18 protein-coding genes and 2 pseudogenes are annotated in these 19655 nt (G+C 36.5%); 14 read left to right on the plus strand and 6 right to left on the minus strand.

Annotated elements, in window-relative coordinates; all coding sequences use genetic code 11:
* Positions 1–527 precede the first annotated feature (527 nt).
* Positions 528–1421, plus strand: coding sequence for an MltR family transcriptional regulator (locus ACI3K6_RS16945; protein ID WP_435555761.1), 894 nt, complete (start codon positions 528–530; stop codon positions 1419–1421).
* 253 nt (positions 1422–1674) lie between these two features.
* Here the strand turns inward: ACI3K6_RS16945 and ACI3K6_RS16950 are convergent.
* Both ACI3K6_RS16950 and ACI3K6_RS16955 read right to left on the minus strand, forming a co-directional pair.
* Positions 1675–2149 (minus strand): annotated as a pseudogene (locus ACI3K6_RS16950) (recombinase family protein); the annotation flags it as partial.
* 13 nt (positions 2150–2162) lie between these two features.
* Positions 2163–2354: pseudogene (locus ACI3K6_RS16955) on the minus strand (hypothetical protein); the annotation flags it as partial.
* 91 nt (positions 2355–2445) lie between these two features.
* On the opposite strand from ACI3K6_RS16955, the gene ACI3K6_RS16960 reads away from it, so the two are divergent.
* The 10 genes from ACI3K6_RS16960 to ACI3K6_RS17005 all read left to right on the plus strand — a co-directional run bounded on the left by ACI3K6_RS16960 (position 2446) and on the right by ACI3K6_RS17005 (position 10791).
* Positions 2446–2967, plus strand: a complete 522-nt coding sequence (locus ACI3K6_RS16960; RefSeq protein WP_435555762.1) for a hypothetical protein — start codon at positions 2446–2448, stop codon at positions 2965–2967.
* A 754-nt stretch (positions 2968–3721) separates the two neighbouring features.
* Positions 3722–4741: an LLM class flavin-dependent oxidoreductase gene (locus ACI3K6_RS16965; RefSeq protein WP_435555763.1), complete on the plus strand. Its 1020-nt coding sequence runs from the start codon at positions 3722–3724 to the stop codon at positions 4739–4741.
* Positions 4742–4819: 78 nt separating this feature from the next.
* Complete coding sequence (locus ACI3K6_RS16970; RefSeq protein ID WP_335479629.1) at positions 4820–5665, plus strand: transporter substrate-binding domain-containing protein; 846 nt, start codon at positions 4820–4822, stop codon at positions 5663–5665.
* 31 nt (positions 5666–5696) lie between these two features.
* Entirely contained in the window at positions 5697–6479 is a 783-nt protein-coding gene (locus tag ACI3K6_RS16975) for an amino acid ABC transporter permease (protein WP_435555764.1), read from the plus strand.
* Positions 6476–7186, plus strand: a complete 711-nt coding sequence (locus ACI3K6_RS16980) for an amino acid ABC transporter permease (RefSeq protein ID WP_435555765.1) — start codon at positions 6476–6478, stop codon at positions 7184–7186. Before ACI3K6_RS16975 ends, ACI3K6_RS16980 begins: the two co-directional genes overlap by 4 nt.
* Positions 7183–7929, plus strand: coding sequence for an amino acid ABC transporter ATP-binding protein (locus ACI3K6_RS16985; RefSeq protein ID WP_435555766.1), 747 nt, complete (start codon positions 7183–7185; stop codon positions 7927–7929). The genes ACI3K6_RS16980 and ACI3K6_RS16985 overlap by 4 nt, the downstream gene beginning before the upstream one ends.
* A 69-nt stretch (positions 7930–7998) precedes the next feature.
* On the plus strand, positions 7999–8478 hold the full coding sequence (locus ACI3K6_RS16990) for a GNAT family N-acetyltransferase (protein ID WP_435555767.1): 480 nt from the start codon (positions 7999–8001) through the stop codon (positions 8476–8478).
* A 38-nt stretch (positions 8479–8516) separates the two neighbouring features.
* Complete coding sequence (locus ACI3K6_RS16995; RefSeq protein ID WP_435555768.1) at positions 8517–9851, plus strand: LLM class flavin-dependent oxidoreductase; 1335 nt, start codon at positions 8517–8519, stop codon at positions 9849–9851.
* 13 nt (positions 9852–9864) lie between these two features.
* Positions 9865–10125, plus strand: coding sequence for a glutaredoxin family protein (locus ACI3K6_RS17000; protein WP_435555769.1), 261 nt, complete (start codon positions 9865–9867; stop codon positions 10123–10125).
* Between the two features lie 159 nt (positions 10126–10284).
* Positions 10285–10791: a hypothetical protein gene (locus ACI3K6_RS17005; RefSeq protein WP_435555770.1), complete on the plus strand. Its 507-nt coding sequence runs from the start codon at positions 10285–10287 to the stop codon at positions 10789–10791.
* Between the two features lie 320 nt (positions 10792–11111).
* On the opposite strand, the gene ACI3K6_RS17010 is transcribed toward ACI3K6_RS17005, so the two are convergent.
* Genes ACI3K6_RS17010 through ACI3K6_RS17020 form a run of 3 tightly spaced genes read right to left on the minus strand, consistent with a single transcriptional unit; the run spans position 11112 to position 14843 of the window.
* Complete coding sequence (locus ACI3K6_RS17010; protein ID WP_435555771.1) at positions 11112–12221, minus strand: Ger(x)C family spore germination protein; 1110 nt, start codon at positions 12219–12221, stop codon at positions 11112–11114.
* Entirely contained in the window at positions 12218–13318 is a 1101-nt protein-coding gene (locus tag ACI3K6_RS17015; RefSeq protein ID WP_435555772.1) for a GerAB/ArcD/ProY family transporter, read from the minus strand. Before ACI3K6_RS17015 ends, ACI3K6_RS17010 begins: the two co-directional genes overlap by 4 nt.
* Positions 13299–14843: a spore germination protein gene (locus ACI3K6_RS17020; protein ID WP_435555773.1), complete on the minus strand. Its 1545-nt coding sequence runs from the start codon at positions 14841–14843 to the stop codon at positions 13299–13301. Before ACI3K6_RS17020 ends, ACI3K6_RS17015 begins: the two co-directional genes overlap by 20 nt.
* 282 nt (positions 14844–15125) lie before the next feature.
* Here ACI3K6_RS17020 and ACI3K6_RS17025 point away from each other — a divergent pair, with 282 nt between their 5' ends.
* On the plus strand, positions 15126–15332 hold the full coding sequence (locus ACI3K6_RS17025) for a YuzK family famiily protein (RefSeq protein WP_435555774.1): 207 nt from the start codon (positions 15126–15128) through the stop codon (positions 15330–15332).
* Positions 15333–15397: 65 nt separating this feature from the next.
* Here the strand turns inward: ACI3K6_RS17025 and ACI3K6_RS17030 are convergent, their stop codons facing one another.
* On the minus strand, positions 15398–16819 hold the full coding sequence (locus tag ACI3K6_RS17030) for an alanine/glycine:cation symporter family protein (RefSeq protein WP_435555775.1): 1422 nt from the start codon (positions 16817–16819) through the stop codon (positions 15398–15400).
* 404 nt (positions 16820–17223) lie between these two features.
* On the opposite strand from ACI3K6_RS17030, the gene ACI3K6_RS17035 reads away from it, so the two are divergent.
* Positions 17224–18276 (plus strand): helix-turn-helix domain-containing protein, encoded by a 1053-nt coding sequence (locus tag ACI3K6_RS17035; RefSeq protein ID WP_435555776.1) that lies wholly within the window; start codon positions 17224–17226, stop codon positions 18274–18276.
* Positions 18266–19513, plus strand: a complete 1248-nt coding sequence (locus ACI3K6_RS17040) for an NAD(P)/FAD-dependent oxidoreductase (RefSeq protein ID WP_435555777.1) — start codon at positions 18266–18268, stop codon at positions 19511–19513. Before ACI3K6_RS17035 ends, ACI3K6_RS17040 begins: the two co-directional genes overlap by 11 nt.
* Positions 19514–19655: the final 142 nt, after the last annotated feature.

A 19655-nucleotide genomic window follows, 5' to 3' on the forward strand; every position in this document is an offset into this window, starting at 1 on the left:
CGCCACTTCATTAACTCGTACATCGTTCATAACTATTAACAGATTTACTATTATTTATTATCTATAGCTATTACTAGTATTAGTTATTTATTTAGTGCGTAGCACCCGTTAGGAAGGGTTTGTTCTTGTTAATAGTGTTTATTTATTTATATATCTTTAAGGTTATTCTATTACTAGTTTACAAAACCACCCCTAAATACAGCCTGATTTTAAAAATAATTTTGGTAATTTAAAACAAAACGCTGTAACCCTTGATGTGACTGGGTTTAAGGTGTTTACAATTTAGACACATTTATAAAAGAGATCTATTTTGACCCTGTGCCTTGACCTTCTTTGATCTTTGTTGGACATAAGTTAGATTTGTTAATCACTACGTCTTTTGACTTTACCTAATGATTATTAAAATTGACGAGCCTTTGATACATAAGGCTTTTTAGAGTTTGTTAATCACAAATTATAATTTATTATAGTTTAAAGGGAAACTAGGCAGTATGTCGAATAAAGTAGAAAAAGGAGGTTGTCAGAATATGAGTGATGAGTTAATTAAAAAAATTACAATTACTGAGAACAATGAATACCTTAGTTACTTAACTGAATTTAATAAGGAACTTGAAAACAGCAGTGACAGAGGTATTGCTTTAATTTGCGGTTCAATAATAGATCAATTATTAACAAATATTTTAAAATCATTTTTAGTGGAAACAGATAAAAGAGATAGTGAATTATTTAAAGGGAATGGGCCACTATCAGATTTTGATTCCAAAATTAAAATGACCTATTATTTAGGTTTAATTTCAAAAAATGAGGTATCTAATTTAACTTATCTTCAACGAGTTAGGAATAGATTTGCCCATCAAATTGTAAACATTTCATTTGAGAATAATGATATAGCGAATATTTGTAAAAATTTTAGTTTGCCTAAGAACGGATACTTGCCAACTAATATTCCTTTTTCCGATAAACAAACAGGTGAATTACCAACTGTCGAATTAAACCCGGTTAAAAGGGAGACTTCTGCAAAAGATAGATTTATTTATACCTTTCAATATCTATACGTTAATCTTGGAAATAGAATTATTGAAAACTTAGGTAAAAGAACTGAATATGACGTGATCCATACAGCGGATATGACAATAAGTACAACTATTAAAACATATGAGGAAGGTTTAGAAAAATATGAGTTACTTTTGAAGGAGAGAAACAATCTTGTAGACAAATTGAAGGGAAAAGTAGAAACTTTGAAGAAACAAGAAAATTCAAATGCCAATGAAATTGTACAATTGGAAGAAGAAATAGCAAAAATAAAAGAAGGAATCGATACTGGGAATAAAGACTATGAAATATTCAAGACCTTTTTTGATAAAATGATAAAGATTTATAAATATTCATATGATGTAGTAAAAAATTCAATGATTGATTAAAATAAGCATCCGTAAGGGTGCTATTTTGTTGGTCGAACTTTACTAGTTAAAATGTTTTTAAGTCTATTATAACGTTTAAAGTACTGCTATATTTTGAACTAAATAGCGTTTATTATTAACGTTTGAATTTGTAAATTTGTGCATTAAAAACGCCTCCTTGCCCATTATACACACTAGCACTAAAAATGTTTTACTGCACAACCCGATAGTATCAAGGGCTTTTGCTTGACGATCAATAAAAAAGGTAATGGTACTATTCTCCGGTATGCACAATAGTGGTTTTTACGAATGATCTTTTGGTTAAAAAATATTTAAACAATAAAAAAGACCACAAGCACTGTCTGTTAGCCTTCTTCTTCGCCCTTATTAAAGTGCTTTTACTTATTCCTGTCATGTTCTCCACTTCTTTATAGCTATGAGTTTCTAACAGCTTTAAAGCGTGTTCTAGCTGTTTCTTAGTGTACTAGTTTGGTCTACCTTCTCTAAAGTCCTCACGCTGTTTAGCAATAGCCTTTCCTTCCTGAGTACGTTCTACAATCATATCTCTTTCAAACTCAGCAAAAGAACTCATGATATTAAAGATTAGCCGTCCTGTCGGTGTATCCTCTACTATACCTATGTTTTAATACATGAACCTTTCCACCCTTTTCAAACAGCTTCTTAACTGTTTCAATAGCATCTGATGTACTTCTAGCAAATCTATCCAGCTTAGTTACAACAAATTCGTCAATCCAATATGTATCAATGGGTTGACGATTTTTTTACATTTTTCAGAACCCTATAAAAATCGAATGCTTTAGAGTAAATTTTGCATTTATTAGCATTGAAGAGTTCCGCCAATTGTTCCAACTCATCCTTTATGTGAGAATATGTCTGTAAGGTAATAGCCATATCCTTATGGCCAAGTCTTCGTAATATATATTTAACATTAACTGGGAAGTTAGTCTGAGCAAAACACACCTTAAGCAATTTGGAACGTTAGTATAATAAAAATCCCCTGTCTCTATGAGATGGGGACATAATTATGTATAAAACAAAAAAAAATGAAAATAATAAGTATCTAAAAAGGAGAGGAATTATGAAGCAGCCTGATTTTAACTTAGCCACGGGTTGGTGGTATCCAGCACTACTTAGTTGCATCCTTCTTTTAATAATATTATTCATGCCAAAGAAAAGAATAAGCTGGAAAGAAATTTATATCTTATTCGCAATTGTCGGTTATATAGTGTGGATGGTTGATATGGTAGCTGCAGTACCATTTGACTTTTTTGATTTAGGAGATCCACAAAAAGAAGGATTGCCCGAAATAACATTATTCGGAATAATTCCATCAAGTTTATCAGTGATATATTTAAATTTTTATAACAAAGATAAGAAATGGATATTTGTTTTATTTTTTGTGGTCTTAACTCTAATTTTAGAATGGTTAATTTCTAAAGTAGGATTGATGAAATCGGATCATTGGAAAACATGGTGGTCTGCTCCATTTTATTTTATTGGGTATCGATATTATTTACCATGGCAACTTAAATTCATTAGGAAATAAGGTACCTAATACTTTACTTTAAAAGCCCCTGCGATTAAATCAATTGGCTTTTAATGGATGTTATAAAAAAATTATGAATATTCCATTGACAATAGGATCATTTCACTTTATATTTAATTCATTAAGTTTAAAACCAAGTAATCAAGTTGGATAAGTGAGTTATAAGGAATACTTATTCAAATATATTTTTTAAGCTACAATACTACATTAATCATGCTTATCGGACAACCGACTGCTCCCACCTTTAAATATATGGTGTAGGAGAACTTATTGATTATTGTTTGTGGCTGAAATAAATGGTTTTTTTAATTAAAATCAAAAACATAATAATCGAACAATCAAACTATTGGAAATGCCAATTGGTCCACCAAAGGCTCCTGTTATAAACGGGGGTCTTTTTTGTATATTCTTTACCCTATGGGGTCGGTTGAAGAAGTGTTGTCTTAAACCTTAGTTTTCCGATAGGAAAAATTGTTATTTATGGTCGATGAAAAAGGAGCATTTAAAAATGAGTAAAATGACTATTTTTTCAGAAAGCCCAAATAACCAAACAAGAATGGTGTGTTGGATAAAGCTATAACATATTTGGAACTTTGGAGTGATGTCTAGAGGTGTTCAATAAACGCGATTATACGAATAAGAACTGAATGCTTTATAACGTTTGGAAGGAATGTAGAAATCCATTACTGAAAAAAGTGTAAAAACAAATATCTGAACAATAATGGATATCATTTTATTTTGAGGAGGAAATCTTATGGGATTAAGACTTAGTATTTTGGACCAAAGCTTGATAGGAGAACAGGAAACAGCAGTTGATGCCCTGAAGAAAACGATTCAATTAGCACAAAAGGCCGAAAGCTTAGGGTACCATCGTTTTTGGGTATCCGAGCACCACAATTCTGAAAAGCTTGCTGGATCTTCACCGGAAGTTTTAATATCACATCTTCTCGCAAAAACCAAAACAATTAGAATTGGCTCGGGTGGAGTGATGTTGCAGCATTACAGCCCTTATAAAGTAGCAGAAAACTTTAATGTTTTGGCTTCTTTAGCACCGGGAAGAGTCGATTTGGGAGTGGGGAAAGCTCCTGGAGGGCTTCCGCTATCAACGAAGGCTCTACAAGATGGGCGGTTTGATAACCACAAGGATTTATGGGAGAAGCTGGTTGACCTTAAAAAGTTTGTCACAGATTCCCTTGAACCTCACCATCCTTTTTACGGATTGAGAGCAGAGCCGGTTTCACCAGAACCTCCGGAGCTATTCTTATTGGGCGCAAGTGTAACGAGTGCAAAATTGGCAGGTGAATTAGGGTACTCTTTTGTCTTTGCCCAATTCATTAATAACAATGAAACAGTACTGGAAGAAGCATTTGAAGTATTTAGCCGTCTGCAAGAGAGAAAAAAGACAGAGCCCATCTCTTTTATTTTGGCTCTTTCCGTGATTGTTGCTGATACCGATGAGGAGGCAAAGCAACTTGTGACCAATTCAAAAATTTTCAAGGTTCATCTTGAACGTGGAAAGACTGTAACGCTTGGAAGCTTGGAACAAGCAGAGTTATTTGGTAAACAAGCAAACGAAAACTATCGTATTGAAATCCAAGAGGCAAGCATTCTGGCTGGATCGAAAAAAACGATAAGAGAAAAATTGCAAAAAATTCAAAATGTGTTTGATTTGGATGAGATGATTATTATTACACCAATTGAGAATTTCGAAGATCGCCTGAAGTCATATGTTTTATTAAGTGAGGCAATGTCGGAATTACCTATTTCAAGATGACCAATATAAATGATCATCAAAAATTTTCATAGATAGCAAGAAAACAAAAAAACAGACATATTTGGAGGAGAATTAAAAATGAAGAAAACATTTATTGCTAGTTTTGTACTTATTGGTTTATTGATTTTCAGCGGCTGCAGTTTATCTTCAACAGGTAATGCAAGTTCTGAGGCTAGTAAAACCAAAAGTTCCAAAAAGGTTCAGCAAATTGTGATAGGAACAAGTGGTACTTTCCCCCAAGTAACTTATTTGGATTCAAACGGAAAACTAAACGGATTTGATATTCAATTAGTCAAGGAAATTGATGCGCGTCTACCTGGTTATCAGTTCAACTTCCAAACAATGGACTTCGCAAACTTACTTCTTAGTTTAGAGACAAATAAAATAGATTTGGTTGCAAATGAAATGGAGAAAAACAAAGATCGCTCTGAAAAATACCTATTTAATAAAGTTCCATATGCTTTTTGGAAAACTTATATTATTGTTTCTAAAACAAATAAACAGCCCTTTCATTCTCTTGATGATTTAAAGGGTAAAAAAGTATTAACTTCTGCCACATCAGCTGAAGCAACTCTACTAGAAAACTATAACAAAACCCATAACAATGCCATTCAAATTGTTTATACAAACGGGGCTTCGAATGATACTGTCAGCCAAATCACTACGGGTCGTGTGGATGCGACACTTGGTGCAGATTTTTCACTTTCCTTAATTGATCCTCAGGGGAAGTTGAAAATTGTGGGGGAACCACTAGCAAGTAACGGTGTCTATTTCGTTTTTAGGAAGAATGACCCTAAGGAGCAACAACTCGCGGATCAGGTTGATCAGGCCTTAAAACAAATTACAGCTGATGGAACCTTATCTAAACTAAGCGAGAAATGGCTGGGAGAGGACTATACCAAAAATTTGGGCACAACAAAGTAAGTTAGCCGATATCTGAAAGGGAGAATAGAAATTGGGAAATAAATTTGATATAGCGTATGTGTTTATGCACATTCCCAAATTATTGGCGTGTTTAAATACAACCTTGACCATCGTAGTTTTGTCGATGCTTATTGGATTGGTTTTTGGAATGGCTACAGCTCTTCCAAGATTATATAAAGTCCCGATTCTAAAAAGATTTTCTGAGGTATACATTTCATTTTTTCGCGGAACGCCCATTTTAATACAGCTTTTTTTAATCTATTATGGACTTCCCCAAATTTTATTGTTGGTCGATATTGATGTCTCCAAAGCACCTGTTTTAGCGTTTGTCATATTAACTTATGCACTTAACAGTGGAGCATTTCTATCAGAAGCAATTCGTACCGCGGTTCTATCCGTCGATCGAGGGCAGGTTGAAGCAGCATACTCCGTTGGAATGACAGGGTACCAGGTCTTTAGAAGGGTTGTCATTCCTCAGGCATTAGCGATTGCGGTCCCTGTTTTCGCCAATCTTGTGATTGCTAATTTGAAGGACACTTCTTTGGCCTTCACTCTGGGAGTTGTAGAAGTAACTGGTAAAGCCCAAACTTTGGCTCAAGTCACGCAACACTTTATTGAAACCTATATTGCACTTGCTCTGATTTATCTCGTTATCAGCCTCGTTTTAGAGAAAATTTTTGCAGTGGCTGAAAGGCGATTACTGAAGTATGAAACGGGGAGTGAATGGGGTAAGAAACAGTTTGGAAGAAAGAGATTGTTAGTTAATTTAATTCAGCCTGAATTCAAGCTACAGAAGGGAGGATCACGGTTATGAAACTTGACCCTGGTTTTATTGTGACAGCGTTTTTCAGTTTGTTTTCGGCACTGCCTGTTACCTTAGTATTAACTGCCGTTTCTGTTTTCGTTGGTTTTATAATTGGAACGATCGTAGCTTTGGTTCGCTTCTTTGAGATCCCCGTATTAGGCCCGATTGCAAAAATCTATGTCGTGTTTATTCGAGGGACACCGATGCTTACACATCTATTACTAATCTATTTTGGCTTCACCACAATCATTGATGTGTTAGTTCCTTATTTTGGCTGGACATTTACTTCTTCAATCATACCGTTGATAGATTTTGCATTCTTATCCTTTTCGATCACTGCAGGGGCATACCTTTCTGAAGTTATTCGTTCAGGTCTGTTAGCGGTGGATAAAGGGCAACTGGAGGCAGCCTATTCCATTGGTATGACTACTCCAAAAGCCTTAATACGAATTGTTTTTCCACAAGCTTTAGCTGCGAGCGTACCAAATCTTTCGAACCTTTTGATTGGGATGCTTCATGGAACGACCTTGGTATTTGCCTTGTCTGTAGTGGATATTAATGCAAAAGCACAAATCGTTGCTTCAAGTAATTGGAAATTTTTCGAATCCTATATAGCAGCAGCAGTAATCTACTGGGGATTGACGTTTTTAATTGAGCGGATTAGTGGGCTATTTGAAGCTCGGATTAACCGATTTACAAGGGGAGGTGTCGTATGATTGAGCTTAGGAATATCTCGAAATCATTTGGTGAACTGGAGGTATTGGGGGATATCAGTTTAACCGTAAATAAAGGCGAAGTGGTCGTGATCCTTGGCCCTAGCGGATCTGGAAAAACCACATTACTGCGCTGCTTAAATTATTTAGAAAAGCCAAATTCCGGTAAGGTTAAAATCGGTGAGTTTGAAATGAACTATGCCGAAGCCGATAAGAAGAAAATCCATCAGCTGCGAAAGAAAACAGCCATGGTGTTTCAACATTATAATTTGTTCAAACATAAGACCGTTCTGGAAAATGTAATGGAAGGTCTTGTATTTGTTCACAAACAGCCTAAACAACAGGCACGAATCAAAAGTATTGAGGTTTTGAAAAAGGTTGGACTGGAGGAGAAGTTGGATTTCTATCCAAGTCAGTTATCTGGCGGCCAGCAGCAAAGGGTTGGAATTGCCAGGGCACTGGCCTTGAATCCTGAAGTCATCCTATTTGATGAACCGACATCCGCACTAGATCCTGAGCTTGTTGGTGAGGTGCTTGAGGTAATCCGAACCATCGCAAAGGAAGGGGTTACGATGATCGTAGTAACACATGAAATCGGATTTGCCCGGGATGTTTCAAATCATGTGATTTTTATGGAACAAGGTCTAATTGTAGAAGAAGGGGATCCCCGTTTGATTTTTGAAGCACCAAAAGAGGAGAGAACAAAGCAATTTTTAAGGCGTATGAGCAGGGATTTGGTTAATTGATGAGTTCCTTTAATAAGTTGCTAGAATAGTAGAATTTTAATATTAAATATTGGAGAAGGAGATTCATTTATGACTACTTTTACCGAAATAAAAGCAAGTGCAGAAGACGTGCGTCATCCTGATTCACAACAGTTGATTGAACAACTGAGTAAAGAACTCGCAGAACTCTATGAAGTTTCAGATGGAAGTGCGGGCTTTATGTTTGAAGATGTGGAGGTGCCAAGGGCTGCATTTGTGGTTGCCAGGATTGAAGGACAGCCAGTTGGGTGTGGTGCAATCCGTCCTCTTTCAGAACATTCGGTTGAGGTGAAAAGAATGTATACAGACCCGGGATTCCGCAATAAAGGAGTAGCCAAAGCCATTTTGGCAGAGCTAGAACGACTGGCTATTCAATTTGGATACACGGAAATTAAATTGCAAACTGGTCCAAGACAACCTGAAGCAATTGCTTTGTATGAACGGGTCGGTTATTATCGGATCCCAATATTCAGTGGAGATTGGGAGGACATAAGTGCATTTCAAAAGGATCTTCCGAAACATTTTGGATGATAAACTTAAAAAAATCAATTAAACAAGGAGGGGTATTGATGTCGACTCAAAAAAAACTGAAATTAGGAGCTATTATTCATGGGGTTGGTGGAAATATTGCCGGGTGGAGGCATCCTGATATTCAGGCAGATGCAAGTGTAAGTTTGGAATTCTATACCAATCAGGCTAAAAAGGCTGAAGAAGGGAAATTCGACTTAGTCTTTATTGCGGATGGTTTGCATATTAACGAGAAGTCCATTCCCCATTTTTTAAATCGATTTGAACCACTTACCATTTTGTCTGCCCTTGCTGCACTTACTTCAAAAATTGGACTTGTGGGAACTATTTCTACTTCCTATAGTGAGCCATTTAATGTATCACGCCAATTGGCGTCGCTTGATCACATCAGCCATGGCCGAGCTGGTTGGAATGTCGTTACTTCTCCATTGGAGAAAACCGCTCTGAACTTTAGCAAAACGATTGAGGAACATCCTAATCATGCTAAAAGGTATCAAATCGCTACTGAATACCTTGAGGTAGCAAAAGGGCTATGGGATTCTTGGGAGGATGATGCTTTTATACGAGATAAGGGAACGGGTGTTTTCTTTGATCCGGATAAAATGCATCCATTAAATCATAAGGGGGTGTTTTTCTCTGTAGAGGGACCGCTTAATATCGGCAGATCTAAACAAGGTCGTCCGGTTATTTTTCAAGCTGGTTCCTCGGAAGCAGGGAAAAACCTTGCGGCAAAAGAAGCTGAAGCCATTTTTACCGGCCATTCAACATTAGAAGACGCACAAGCCTTTTATAGCGATGTGAAACAAAGGGCAAAGGAATTTGGCCGAAACCCAGGTGAACTTGTCATTTTACCGGGGATTGCACCTATTATCGGCTCTACGGAAAAGGATGCAGAAAGGAAATACCAAGAAATCGCCAATCTGGTATCCATTGATAAAGCTCTTGATTACCTAGGGAGATATTTTGAACATCACGATTTCTCACAATATCCTCTAGATGATCCATTTCCGGAATTGGGAGATTTAGGTCAAAATAGTTTCCAAAGCCATACAGATCGGATCAAACGGGAAGCAAGGGAACAAAATTTAACATTGCGACAAGTGGCATTAACTGAGACAACACCGAGAACCCCATTCATCGGAACACCTGAAAAAGTAGCGGACTTAATACAAGAATGGTTTGAACTGAAAGGGGCAGATGGATTTATTGTTGGTTCTGCCGTCCCTAAAGGATTGAATGAATTTGTCGACTATGTTGTGCCGATTCTACAAAAACGGGGACTTTTTAGAACTGAATACGAAGCAGATACATTGCGTGGGAACCTGGGAATCCCATTTCCAGAAAACCGGTATGTTAAAAAGACAATAACCCATTGAGGAGGGATAGATGATGAGTAATTTGTTATCTGTTGTAGTTTGGTCAAAAGAGGGCTGCCACTATTGTGGTGAGGTTAAAAACTATTTACAAGAACAAGGAATCGAATATGCGACAATAGATGTAACCAAACATGATGAACGTAGGGATATTTTAGAAGTGAAGTATGGTATAAGGCATGTACCTGTGGTTGAAATCGGCCATGGTGAAATTTATGAAGCAGTAACAAAAGTAGGAATTGAGCATATTGAAGAAGTTCTTAAGAAAATCAAATAGTAGTAGACAAGGTAATAAACTTTCAAACTTACAAATCTCAAGCAGAATATCATTTTCGTTTCCTCATATCCCATAATACGCACCTATACAAGTACTGAGCTGAGTTATATTATTCCTATTTTAGGAGATATTACCCTTAATGGATTTTGTCGGGGGTGGATGGATGAAACATCTAAAATTCTTAAAAGTATATTACTAGCTCTGATGGTATTACCTTGGCTAACAATTCCTTTAATGGGAAAGGCTTCTTTTAAACGATTCTTACCAGCTGGTTTATTTATAGCATCATTAGTTTGGATTACTAATTTCATCGCAAAAAAAAGAAGATGGTGGTGGTGGTATGAGAAACTTAATCCTAGACTATCTGGTGTAATACCTTTTATGTTTGGTCCGATCTTTGTGGGTTCATTATGGATATTAAAATGGACTTATGGGAAGTTTTTCAGATATTTGGGTTTGAATTTAATATTTGATTCATTTTTTACTTATGTAGTAGTGTATTACCTAAAGAAATTTGGAATAGCATCTTTAGTAAGAATGACGAAACTACAATTAATGTACGTTTTTACAGTCTTAGTCTTCCTTTTATATAGTTTTCAATATATTAAAGAATGGATAGCCGGAAGGAAAAAGGATAATTTTTCAGGTGAAAAGGGCAGCTGTTGAGGCAGCTGTTTTTTTGTTTTACCAGCAGAAAGGAATTTTCTTAAACAGATCCCAAATAGACAGAGAAGTGTGGATAGTTCCAATATTTCCACCTCATTGATAATCGTTGTTATCTGTAAAGGCTTATAGATGACTAATAGCCGTAATATTCCCATAACTGAAATTTAGCGGTGACAATAATTCTTACCAGTATTCAAAAATAACCAATGTAAGTAAATAGGCTGATTTTTGAACATAAGAATATTAGCCCTACTGTTTAAAACAGTAAGGCTAAATTATATTTCGCTCACTCCAATAATTGATGATTGCTCACACGAGCTCTAAAAGACAATCCCTTGTTTGATGATTTCAACTTTTACATGGGTATGAAACGTTATGTCTTTAAAATAATTCTTCTCATCTAGTTTTTCCCAAGTGTTGGGGTGAAACGCGATTAATCTTCTTCCAATCCCAAATACATCACAATTAGCTTGCTGTAATTTGGTTATGATCCTTTTACCGTCTTGTGTAAGTTCCTTTGTTAATGCCTTATTTAAACGTTCTAAATCGTTTGGTACATCCCCTTTAGGATATTCTTCTACGTTTACTTTTAGATGTAAGAATAATTGAACTGAAACCTTGTCATTCTTTACATGAACTTTTAATTTTCTTTTCATATTTTGGACATTGAAGGATAGGTAATTCATTAAATCCCGTTGCTCTGCTGTATTCACTCGTTTGGAAAATCGTGCGTATTTCCCTTTTTTGTTATCCATTAAAAGAAGGAGGCCTGAATCTTTTGGTGATAAACTACCTGCCAATTTTTTTTCATCCATTAGTGCCAGGCCGACCACTACGGCACTCTTCCTTTTATTTATTTTAATATAAGGAAGGACGATATCCTCTCCCGGATCAAGCATTTCTGAGGCAAGAGTTTGAATCGTTTCAGTTGGAATGACCGAGTTTTCTTCTGCACTGGTAAGAGCGTTTTGTATATATTCGCTAACGTTTGGCTCATGTTTTGGGGTAATGTTAAGCAGATTTATCGCTTCACCCTCCACAACTCCAAGTGTCGCACCCAATGAATTTCGTGGATCTCTCCATACAACATCTAACGGTGGATAAATACCTTTAGTTGCCATCCGCTCGCCAAACATAATTAGTTTATTTTTAGATGAATCTAATATTCCGGATGTTTCTCGATCAATTTTAAGTCGACAATCCCTTGGTGTATGACCTATTGCTGATAATGTTTCACTTTTTATCCTCGCTTGCGGTCCATTAGAGGCTTCTTCAATGATTGGAATGGATATCCCTAATTGCATTTGGCCGTTTTTAGCTACATCATAACTTAACATCTGAACCAACACAGCATTTTTCATTAAGTGCTGATCCCAGCATCCAGTCAGTAACAAACATAGGAGTAAAAGGAAAGGCTTTTGATTTTTCACAGCTTATTCACCACTTCTTTTTTTGATAACATCCACGAGAGAATCAGTAGAAAAGTAGGGATGATACCGATAAAAATATAGTGAGTCGGGCCAAGAATGTGATTGAAATTTTCAAAATCTCTTCCTTGATCAGGTATAACTGCCAAAATTAAATAAGCAACTGCAACAAAAGGCAGAAAGCGTTTATGGTTTTTTATTTTAAAAAAGCTGGCAAAGCCCATTGAAGACAATTGTAGCCAGTTCGCTATTGAAGTGGCAACGATGACCAGCCAGAACGACAAGAAAAATAAATCTGTCCTTTCAAGAACCTGAAATGAATAGGCTTTAATCATATACAATAATGGCTCTGGAGTCAGTCCTATGTCGATATTGGGTTCAAAATAGACAAGGGCTGCAAACACTAAAAAGGTATAATAGAAAGTAACAAAAATGTTTGCTGTAGTGATGGCAATCAGCTTTTCCTTTCCAGTAGCTTGTACATGGGAGTGAATAAAAAGAAACAGCTCAAAGCCTAGCATAGAGAAAGCAGCCTCTTTTGAAGCTTTCAAGATTGTAAAGATGCTATGATTTCCAACTGGAAGGATATACAGGAAGTTCGCATCCTTCATCGCATACCCAATCAACACTACTAATACAAACAGAATGGGAGACACTAGCATATAAAATCTAGCTATACTAGTTAAACCTGCACTAACGATGTAAATGCAGGTAATGAGAATTAACACCATGGTTATCCAATTAGGGGTACGTGGTAAAATCCATTTATCCAAGATATCACTAAATCTGGCTAAAACTAAACTCCCTGTGATCATAAAATAGAGTGCATAACTGAGAATGAGCAGTTTGCCGACTATTTTCCCTAGTATATTTGGGAGAATCTCATACAAAGATAGAGTTGGAAATCTTGTACTTAATCCCCAAAAGGCAAATATGATTGCCTGTGAGATGCCCCCTGCTATTATGGTTGCCATCCAGCCATCTTGTTTGGCTACTAACGCCACATCATGGGGCAACGATAAGATTCCTACACCAATTTGGGCCTGGATAATCAAAAAGATGAGCTGTTTCTTTGTAATTTTATTTTTGCTTATTGTCATTTCGTTCCCAGCCTCTAGCCAAAGATTGCTTTTTTAGGATGTTTGGTTTTGAATCGAGTGGACGTGTATTAAATTTCCAAAGTGGCAAACGGATCAAGGTATCCTTTATGTCTTTTAATCGAAAGGGAGCCCATGGTGCAAAGTAAGCAGCACCAAATGATTCTAACCTGCATAAATGGGCTAAAGTAAACATAAACCCAAAGCTAATACCTACAAATCCAAAAGTTGAAGCCAAAATCATATGGGGAAAACGCAAAAATCGTACAGCATCACTCATTTCAGTCGCAGGAATGCTGTAGGCGGCAATTGCCGTAATCGCCACGACCACAATCATGGTATTGGAAATGAGACCTGCGCGGACAACCGCATCCCCAATAACTAAACCTCCTACAATGCCGATCGTTTGACCAATCCTCGAAGGAAGGCGGACTCCGGCTTCACGGATCATTTCAATTGTCAACTCCATGACAAGTGCTTCAATTAAAGGGGGAAAGGGTATATTTTTAATAGAACTTACGACTGGGAGAACTAATTCATCCGGCAATACTTCAAAGTGAAAACCAATAACAGCAATATAAATAGCGGGTAAATTTACCGCAATTGTAATACTTAAGAGGCGCAATGAGCGGATAAAGGTTCCGATCATCCAGCGTGAATTATAATCGTCTGGTGATTGAAAGAACGCAAAAAAAGTGACAGGAATGATCAAACAGGCAGGGTATCCTTCCATCAAAACGGCCACTCTTCCTTCATTCAAATGATTGACCACACGATCGACTCTTTCAGTATTTAGAATCTGAGGAAAAGGGGACCATGTTGAATCTTCGATCAATTCCTGAAGAATTCCCGTGCTGGGTATATAATCCATTGATATATGATTAACCCTATATTTAAATTCGTTGATTATATCTTTATTGGCTAAGTCTTTCATATATACCATGGCTAGTTTGGTTTGAATATGATCACCAACTATTATCTGTTCCATAGTAAGGTTGGCTGTTCTGCACGATTTCCTAATTAAATGAAGATTGATTGAAAGATTTTCAATAAAACCTTCATGAGATCCCTGAATGACTTGTTCATTACTAGGTTCAATAATACTCCTGTCTTTTGAGAGACCTACTTCCATCATGTAGAATTCTTTTACACCATCCAAGAACATAATACAGAACCCATTTAACAGTTTTTCTTGTCCTTCAATTAGATTAGTGGATTGAACAAAGTTAGAAGGAAGCAGGTTCTCGAACAGGAGACTCTCCTTGTCCCTCAAAGGTTTTACAATTTCACTTTGAATTTTATCCTGATCTGCCATCGTATCTAAATAAACTAAAGTTCCCTGAAAATTTCGTATTTCTACATCCTTAATCATTAAATCGGCTGATTCAGAAAATGTATCTTTAAAAAAGGAAATATTTTCATCGATGGATTGGAAGACAGCTTTAAATGATGTAGCGCCCTGATTTGGAGCAGTAGGTTGTACATCCTTTTTCATTAACTTCTTTAAAATAAGGGAAATGGATTTCATTTTTTTACTCCATTAACAAAATGTTTCCATTATCATCCCCATTTTACGGTATATCTATGTATTTGTTTTCTTTATAGAAACTTGAACGAAAGTATAGGACATACACTATTTGGGAGGATAATGGAAAAATTACAAGGATGTAAGAGTTATTTCCATGAGAATGAATGACATTACTTGATACTGAGGAATTTCCCATTTTTGCCGCTTTGTGTGATATAGGGGTTAATGTTAAGATGATAACCATCTTGAAGAAAACCACGTCAATGGAAAAAACTGAAAGGAATGTTTATTATCAAACATTTACCGTTAAGTTACACGAGCGAAATGGAAAAAGCGATGTGGAGAGTACATGGTGTAGGTTACGAAGAGTACAAAAGAAACCACTTAGTACGAATGAGGGTTGAAGAACGACGAGAAAAGGATTATATTCAGTGCCGCCGAATGGTTGCAGACTTAAACAGTCTTGTCCATAGTACTAATCTTTCTTAAACACATGAATAAAAAAGGAAACCAATTATCATTTGCATTGGTTTCCTTTTTATAATTTCAGAGGATCAGCCTAGTTTTTGTTTTGCCTGTTCCGGAGCATTCTCCCATGCTTCTACGTTTTTTAGACCTGGTATGTTTGAGGTGTAGAAAACTGGGTTTTGATTGTTTGCTTTTTGTTTATTGTAATCGGAAAGGGCATTAAAGGCAATTTTGCCTAATAGAATAATAGCGATCAGGTTAATAATTGCCATTAATCCCATGAATAAATCCGCCAAGCTCCAAACAAAGTTAAGCTCTGCAAGAGAACCAAAGGCAACCATGCCAACAACAGCCAAGCGATAAAGGTTTAGTACAAGTTTGTTGTTTTTAATAAATTCAATATTAGATTCACCATAATAGTAATTTCCTACCACAAAACTAAAAGCAAATAGGAAAACAATGAAGGCTAGGAAAATTCCCGCCCATGATCCTAGAGACCCTTCAAGAGCTTTTTGCGTTAAGACAATACCATTACCCTCTTTAGAGGTATAAAGACCAGATATTAATATAATAAACGCTGTTGAACTGCAGACTACTAAAGTATCAAAAAATACACCGAGAGCCTGAATTAATCCCTGTTTAACGGGATGGGTAACTTCCGCCGTTGCAGCGGCATTTGGAGCACTACCCATACCCGCTTCGTTTGAAAATAGACCGCGCTTGATTCCGTTCATCATGGCGGCACCGAGGGCACCGCCTGCTACATCTTTAAGACCAAAAGCGCTTTTAAAAATAAACGAAAAAACACCAGGTAATGCCGTGAAATTTGTTACCATAATATATAAAGCGATCAGAATATAAGCCCCAGCCATAACTGGAACCATCCACTCTGCGACCTTGGCAATCCGTTTCAGTCCGCCAAAAATGATAATAGCTGTAATAATGGATAAAACAATAGCAATAAGGCCTTTATTCAAACCAAAGGAATTATTAAGTGAGCTTGTAATCGTATTAGCCTGAACGGAGTTAAACGCAAGTCCAAAGGTTATCGAAATCAGAACGGCGAAAGTAACACCCATCCAACGGGCATTTAATGCTTTTTCCATGTAATAAGCAGGGCCGCCACGGAACGTGTCGCCGTTTTTCACCTTATAGATTTGGGCAAGTGTTGCTTCTACAAATGCAGATGCAGATCCAATCATTGCGATTAACCACATCCAAAATACAGCTCCGGGACCGCCTGTTGTGATAGCAATCGCTACGCCTGCAAGGTTGCCTGTACCGACGCGAGATGCCGTACTAATACAGAATGCTTGGAAGGATGAGACTCCCTTGTTGTCTCCAGTTGCCCCTTCACCCATTAGTCGAAACATTTCACCAATCATCCTGAATGGGACAAACTTCGTTCTAAATGTAAAGTATAGGCCGGATCCTATTAATAATACAATTAGAACATAGGACCAAAGTATCGTATTGGTTTGATTCACGAAATTTCCTAATATCCCCATACATATCCCCCTCAAAAAAAAATAAAAATTCCTCCGATATAATGCAGCAAATTATTTTAATTATGGCAATGTATGAAAACTTCCAAATTCAATGTAGTATTTTTCCGAATTCTATTAAATATGGTTATAAATTGAAGGGATAATAACCAACTTTCTTTATTTGATTAACTATTTTTTCGCTCAAGCGGTTTTCAATTTAAGCATAAGATTTGCTATCTTACTATTATAATTCTTTTATGAAAAAAGATATTTGAGGTAGTTCCAAGAACTGGTACAGATGATAGGGAAAAGTTTGCTTTTTGAAAAATATAGCAATTTTCTCTGCAGTTTATTTAATAAACATATAGGACGTGTTACCTTTTGATATAAGGTATGGGAAATGTAGGGGACGAGGAGAGAGCGTGATGAACGAAAACCAAAAGTATCAAATCATCTTGCAGGGAATTGCCAGTAATAACATTTCGGAGACCTGTAAAACATATGGCATTTCAAGGACCATCTATTACCGTTGGTACCGGGCATACAAGCAGAATGGGATGGATGGCCTGGCCAGCAAAGAGAGAAAACCGGTAATGCCGAATAAAGTAGATAGAAAAACAGAAAAGTACATATTGGAGTATATAGTAAAACATCCAGAAGACGGTCCAAAACGGATCCACTATGAGCTTGAGGAAGAGGGCATAGATGTAAGTGATTCAGGTATTTACAATGTGCTTAAGAGAAAAGAATTAAACAGGAGAGAGCAGCGAGAAGCATACGCCAAACAACAGAGAGAAAAGAAACGTCAGGTTAAAGGAAGTCTAGAAATCTCCAAAGATAAACATATCCAAAAACCTGTAGATTTTAAAATGAAGAACCCCGAACATGCACATCCGGGTTATTTATGTTTACAAGGAATCTTTTATATGGGTCATTTCCCTAATATCGGTAAGGTTTACCAATATGTGATTTATGATGTCTATTCAGGATTGGCGATAGTCAAATTATATCAGAGAAAAAAAGCAATTCATGTTATGGAATTTATGCAAGTAAAAATTATCCCTTTGATGAGAACATTCCACTTTTCAATTGAGAATTTAGTAACTAGCAAAAACCTTGAGTTTTGTACAAACTGGACACGTGGTAAACATGTATATACTGATTTTTTACAGAAAAACAATATTCAACATATAAGTCTATTATTAGAAGATCAAGAGATTTTTCATCCATTACATACGTTTTGTTCTTTATTAGCCAGTGACTTTTATGAACATGTATTACGGGACGGTTCGGTTGAATCTTTTGATCAGTTGGAAATACAAATAAATGAATATGTAAAATTTTATAATTATAGCAAAGGAATACCGGATGGTCCTAATCAGGGGAAAACACCGTCGGAAGTGGTATTAGAGTCAATAAATCAGGAGGAACCTTTGCCGCTCTGGTTGTATACGAGGAGAGATAACGTTGAAAAATGATAAGATAGCAATCATCGGTGCAGGAATTTCGGGTGTTGCTGCTGCATTTCAATTGAAAAAAAAGGGATATCGTCACATCACTCTATTTGAAAAGAATGACAGAGTGGGCGGGAAATGCTGTTCGATTGAATTCAAGGGAAAAACATATGAGATGGGGGCGATTATGGGGTTGCCATCCTATCAAAATACAAAAGTGGTCATGGAGGAATTGAATCTACTGGAAGGTGGCCCACTGCTGGAAAGAAAATTTTTTGATAGTAGCGGTAGAAGAGTACCGCAAATACCCATTGATCAAATAGAAAAATTCACAAAGGAGTTTAAACGTCTTCCGGATATTTTGGCCAGGTATTCACATTTGAAAGAGCCAGGATTTCTCCACTTACCACTTGATTTATGTCAACCATTTACCACATGGTGCGTAGAACATGAACTTTTTGTTGTAGAACAAATATTTAGACATTATTTTACAACATTTGGTTTTGGCAATATTAGCGAAGTCCCAGCTGCCTATGTATTGAAATTTTTAACCTACGAAAATTTAATTTCTTTCATTGAAATTACTTATTTGATCACATGGCCTAAGGGAGTAGAAAAACTAGTTCAACGAATGGCAGAACAAATAGATGATGTACGGCTTACATGTGCAGTGACCCAAATCGAAAAAAGAAAAGATGGTAAGTTACGGGTTCACACAGATCATGGTGGTTTTGAATTTGACAAGGTTATTTATACATCCCCATTACACTGCCTATCTCGAATGATGCAATTAGGAAAGGAAGAAGAAGAATTAATTGGAGAAATTCAATATGAACACTTTCGAGTGTATGCTTACCAAATGGATAATTTTCCGAAACTCTCAGGCTACATTCCCTCTAATATGTATCCTGATCGAAAGGGACATATGATGGCTTGGTTTTACCGCTGGGGAGATGAAGGGACTACTGATTTGGTTACTGTATATGTATTGGAAAATGAAGTAATGACAAATGAACAGATGCGGGAAACAATTGAGTGCGAATTACGTAATCTTGGTGGGGAAAATATCCGTCTTTATATGATGAAACGTTGGCAACATTTTCCACATGTTAATTCCACTGCCTTACGACAAGGCTTCTATGAGAAACTTGAACACCGGCAAGGAAGAAATGGATTGTATCTGGCTGGGGAAATCATGAACTTTTCAACGATTGAAAACTGTATTACATACGCGAAATACCTAGTAGATCGTTATTTTTAATGGTATTTCAAAAAGTTTTACTTTCGACTTAGGTTTACAGTCAATCTTTCATTAATCGTTTTTTAGCAACAAATACAGGGAGTATATAAAGATTATTGGGATGTAAACTTAACTTTAAATGAAACATCTAGAATGTTGTTAT

Source organism: Neobacillus solisequens, from assembly GCF_051233465.1.
Taxonomy (GTDB): domain Bacteria; phylum Bacillota; class Bacilli; order Bacillales; family Cytobacillaceae; genus Neobacillus.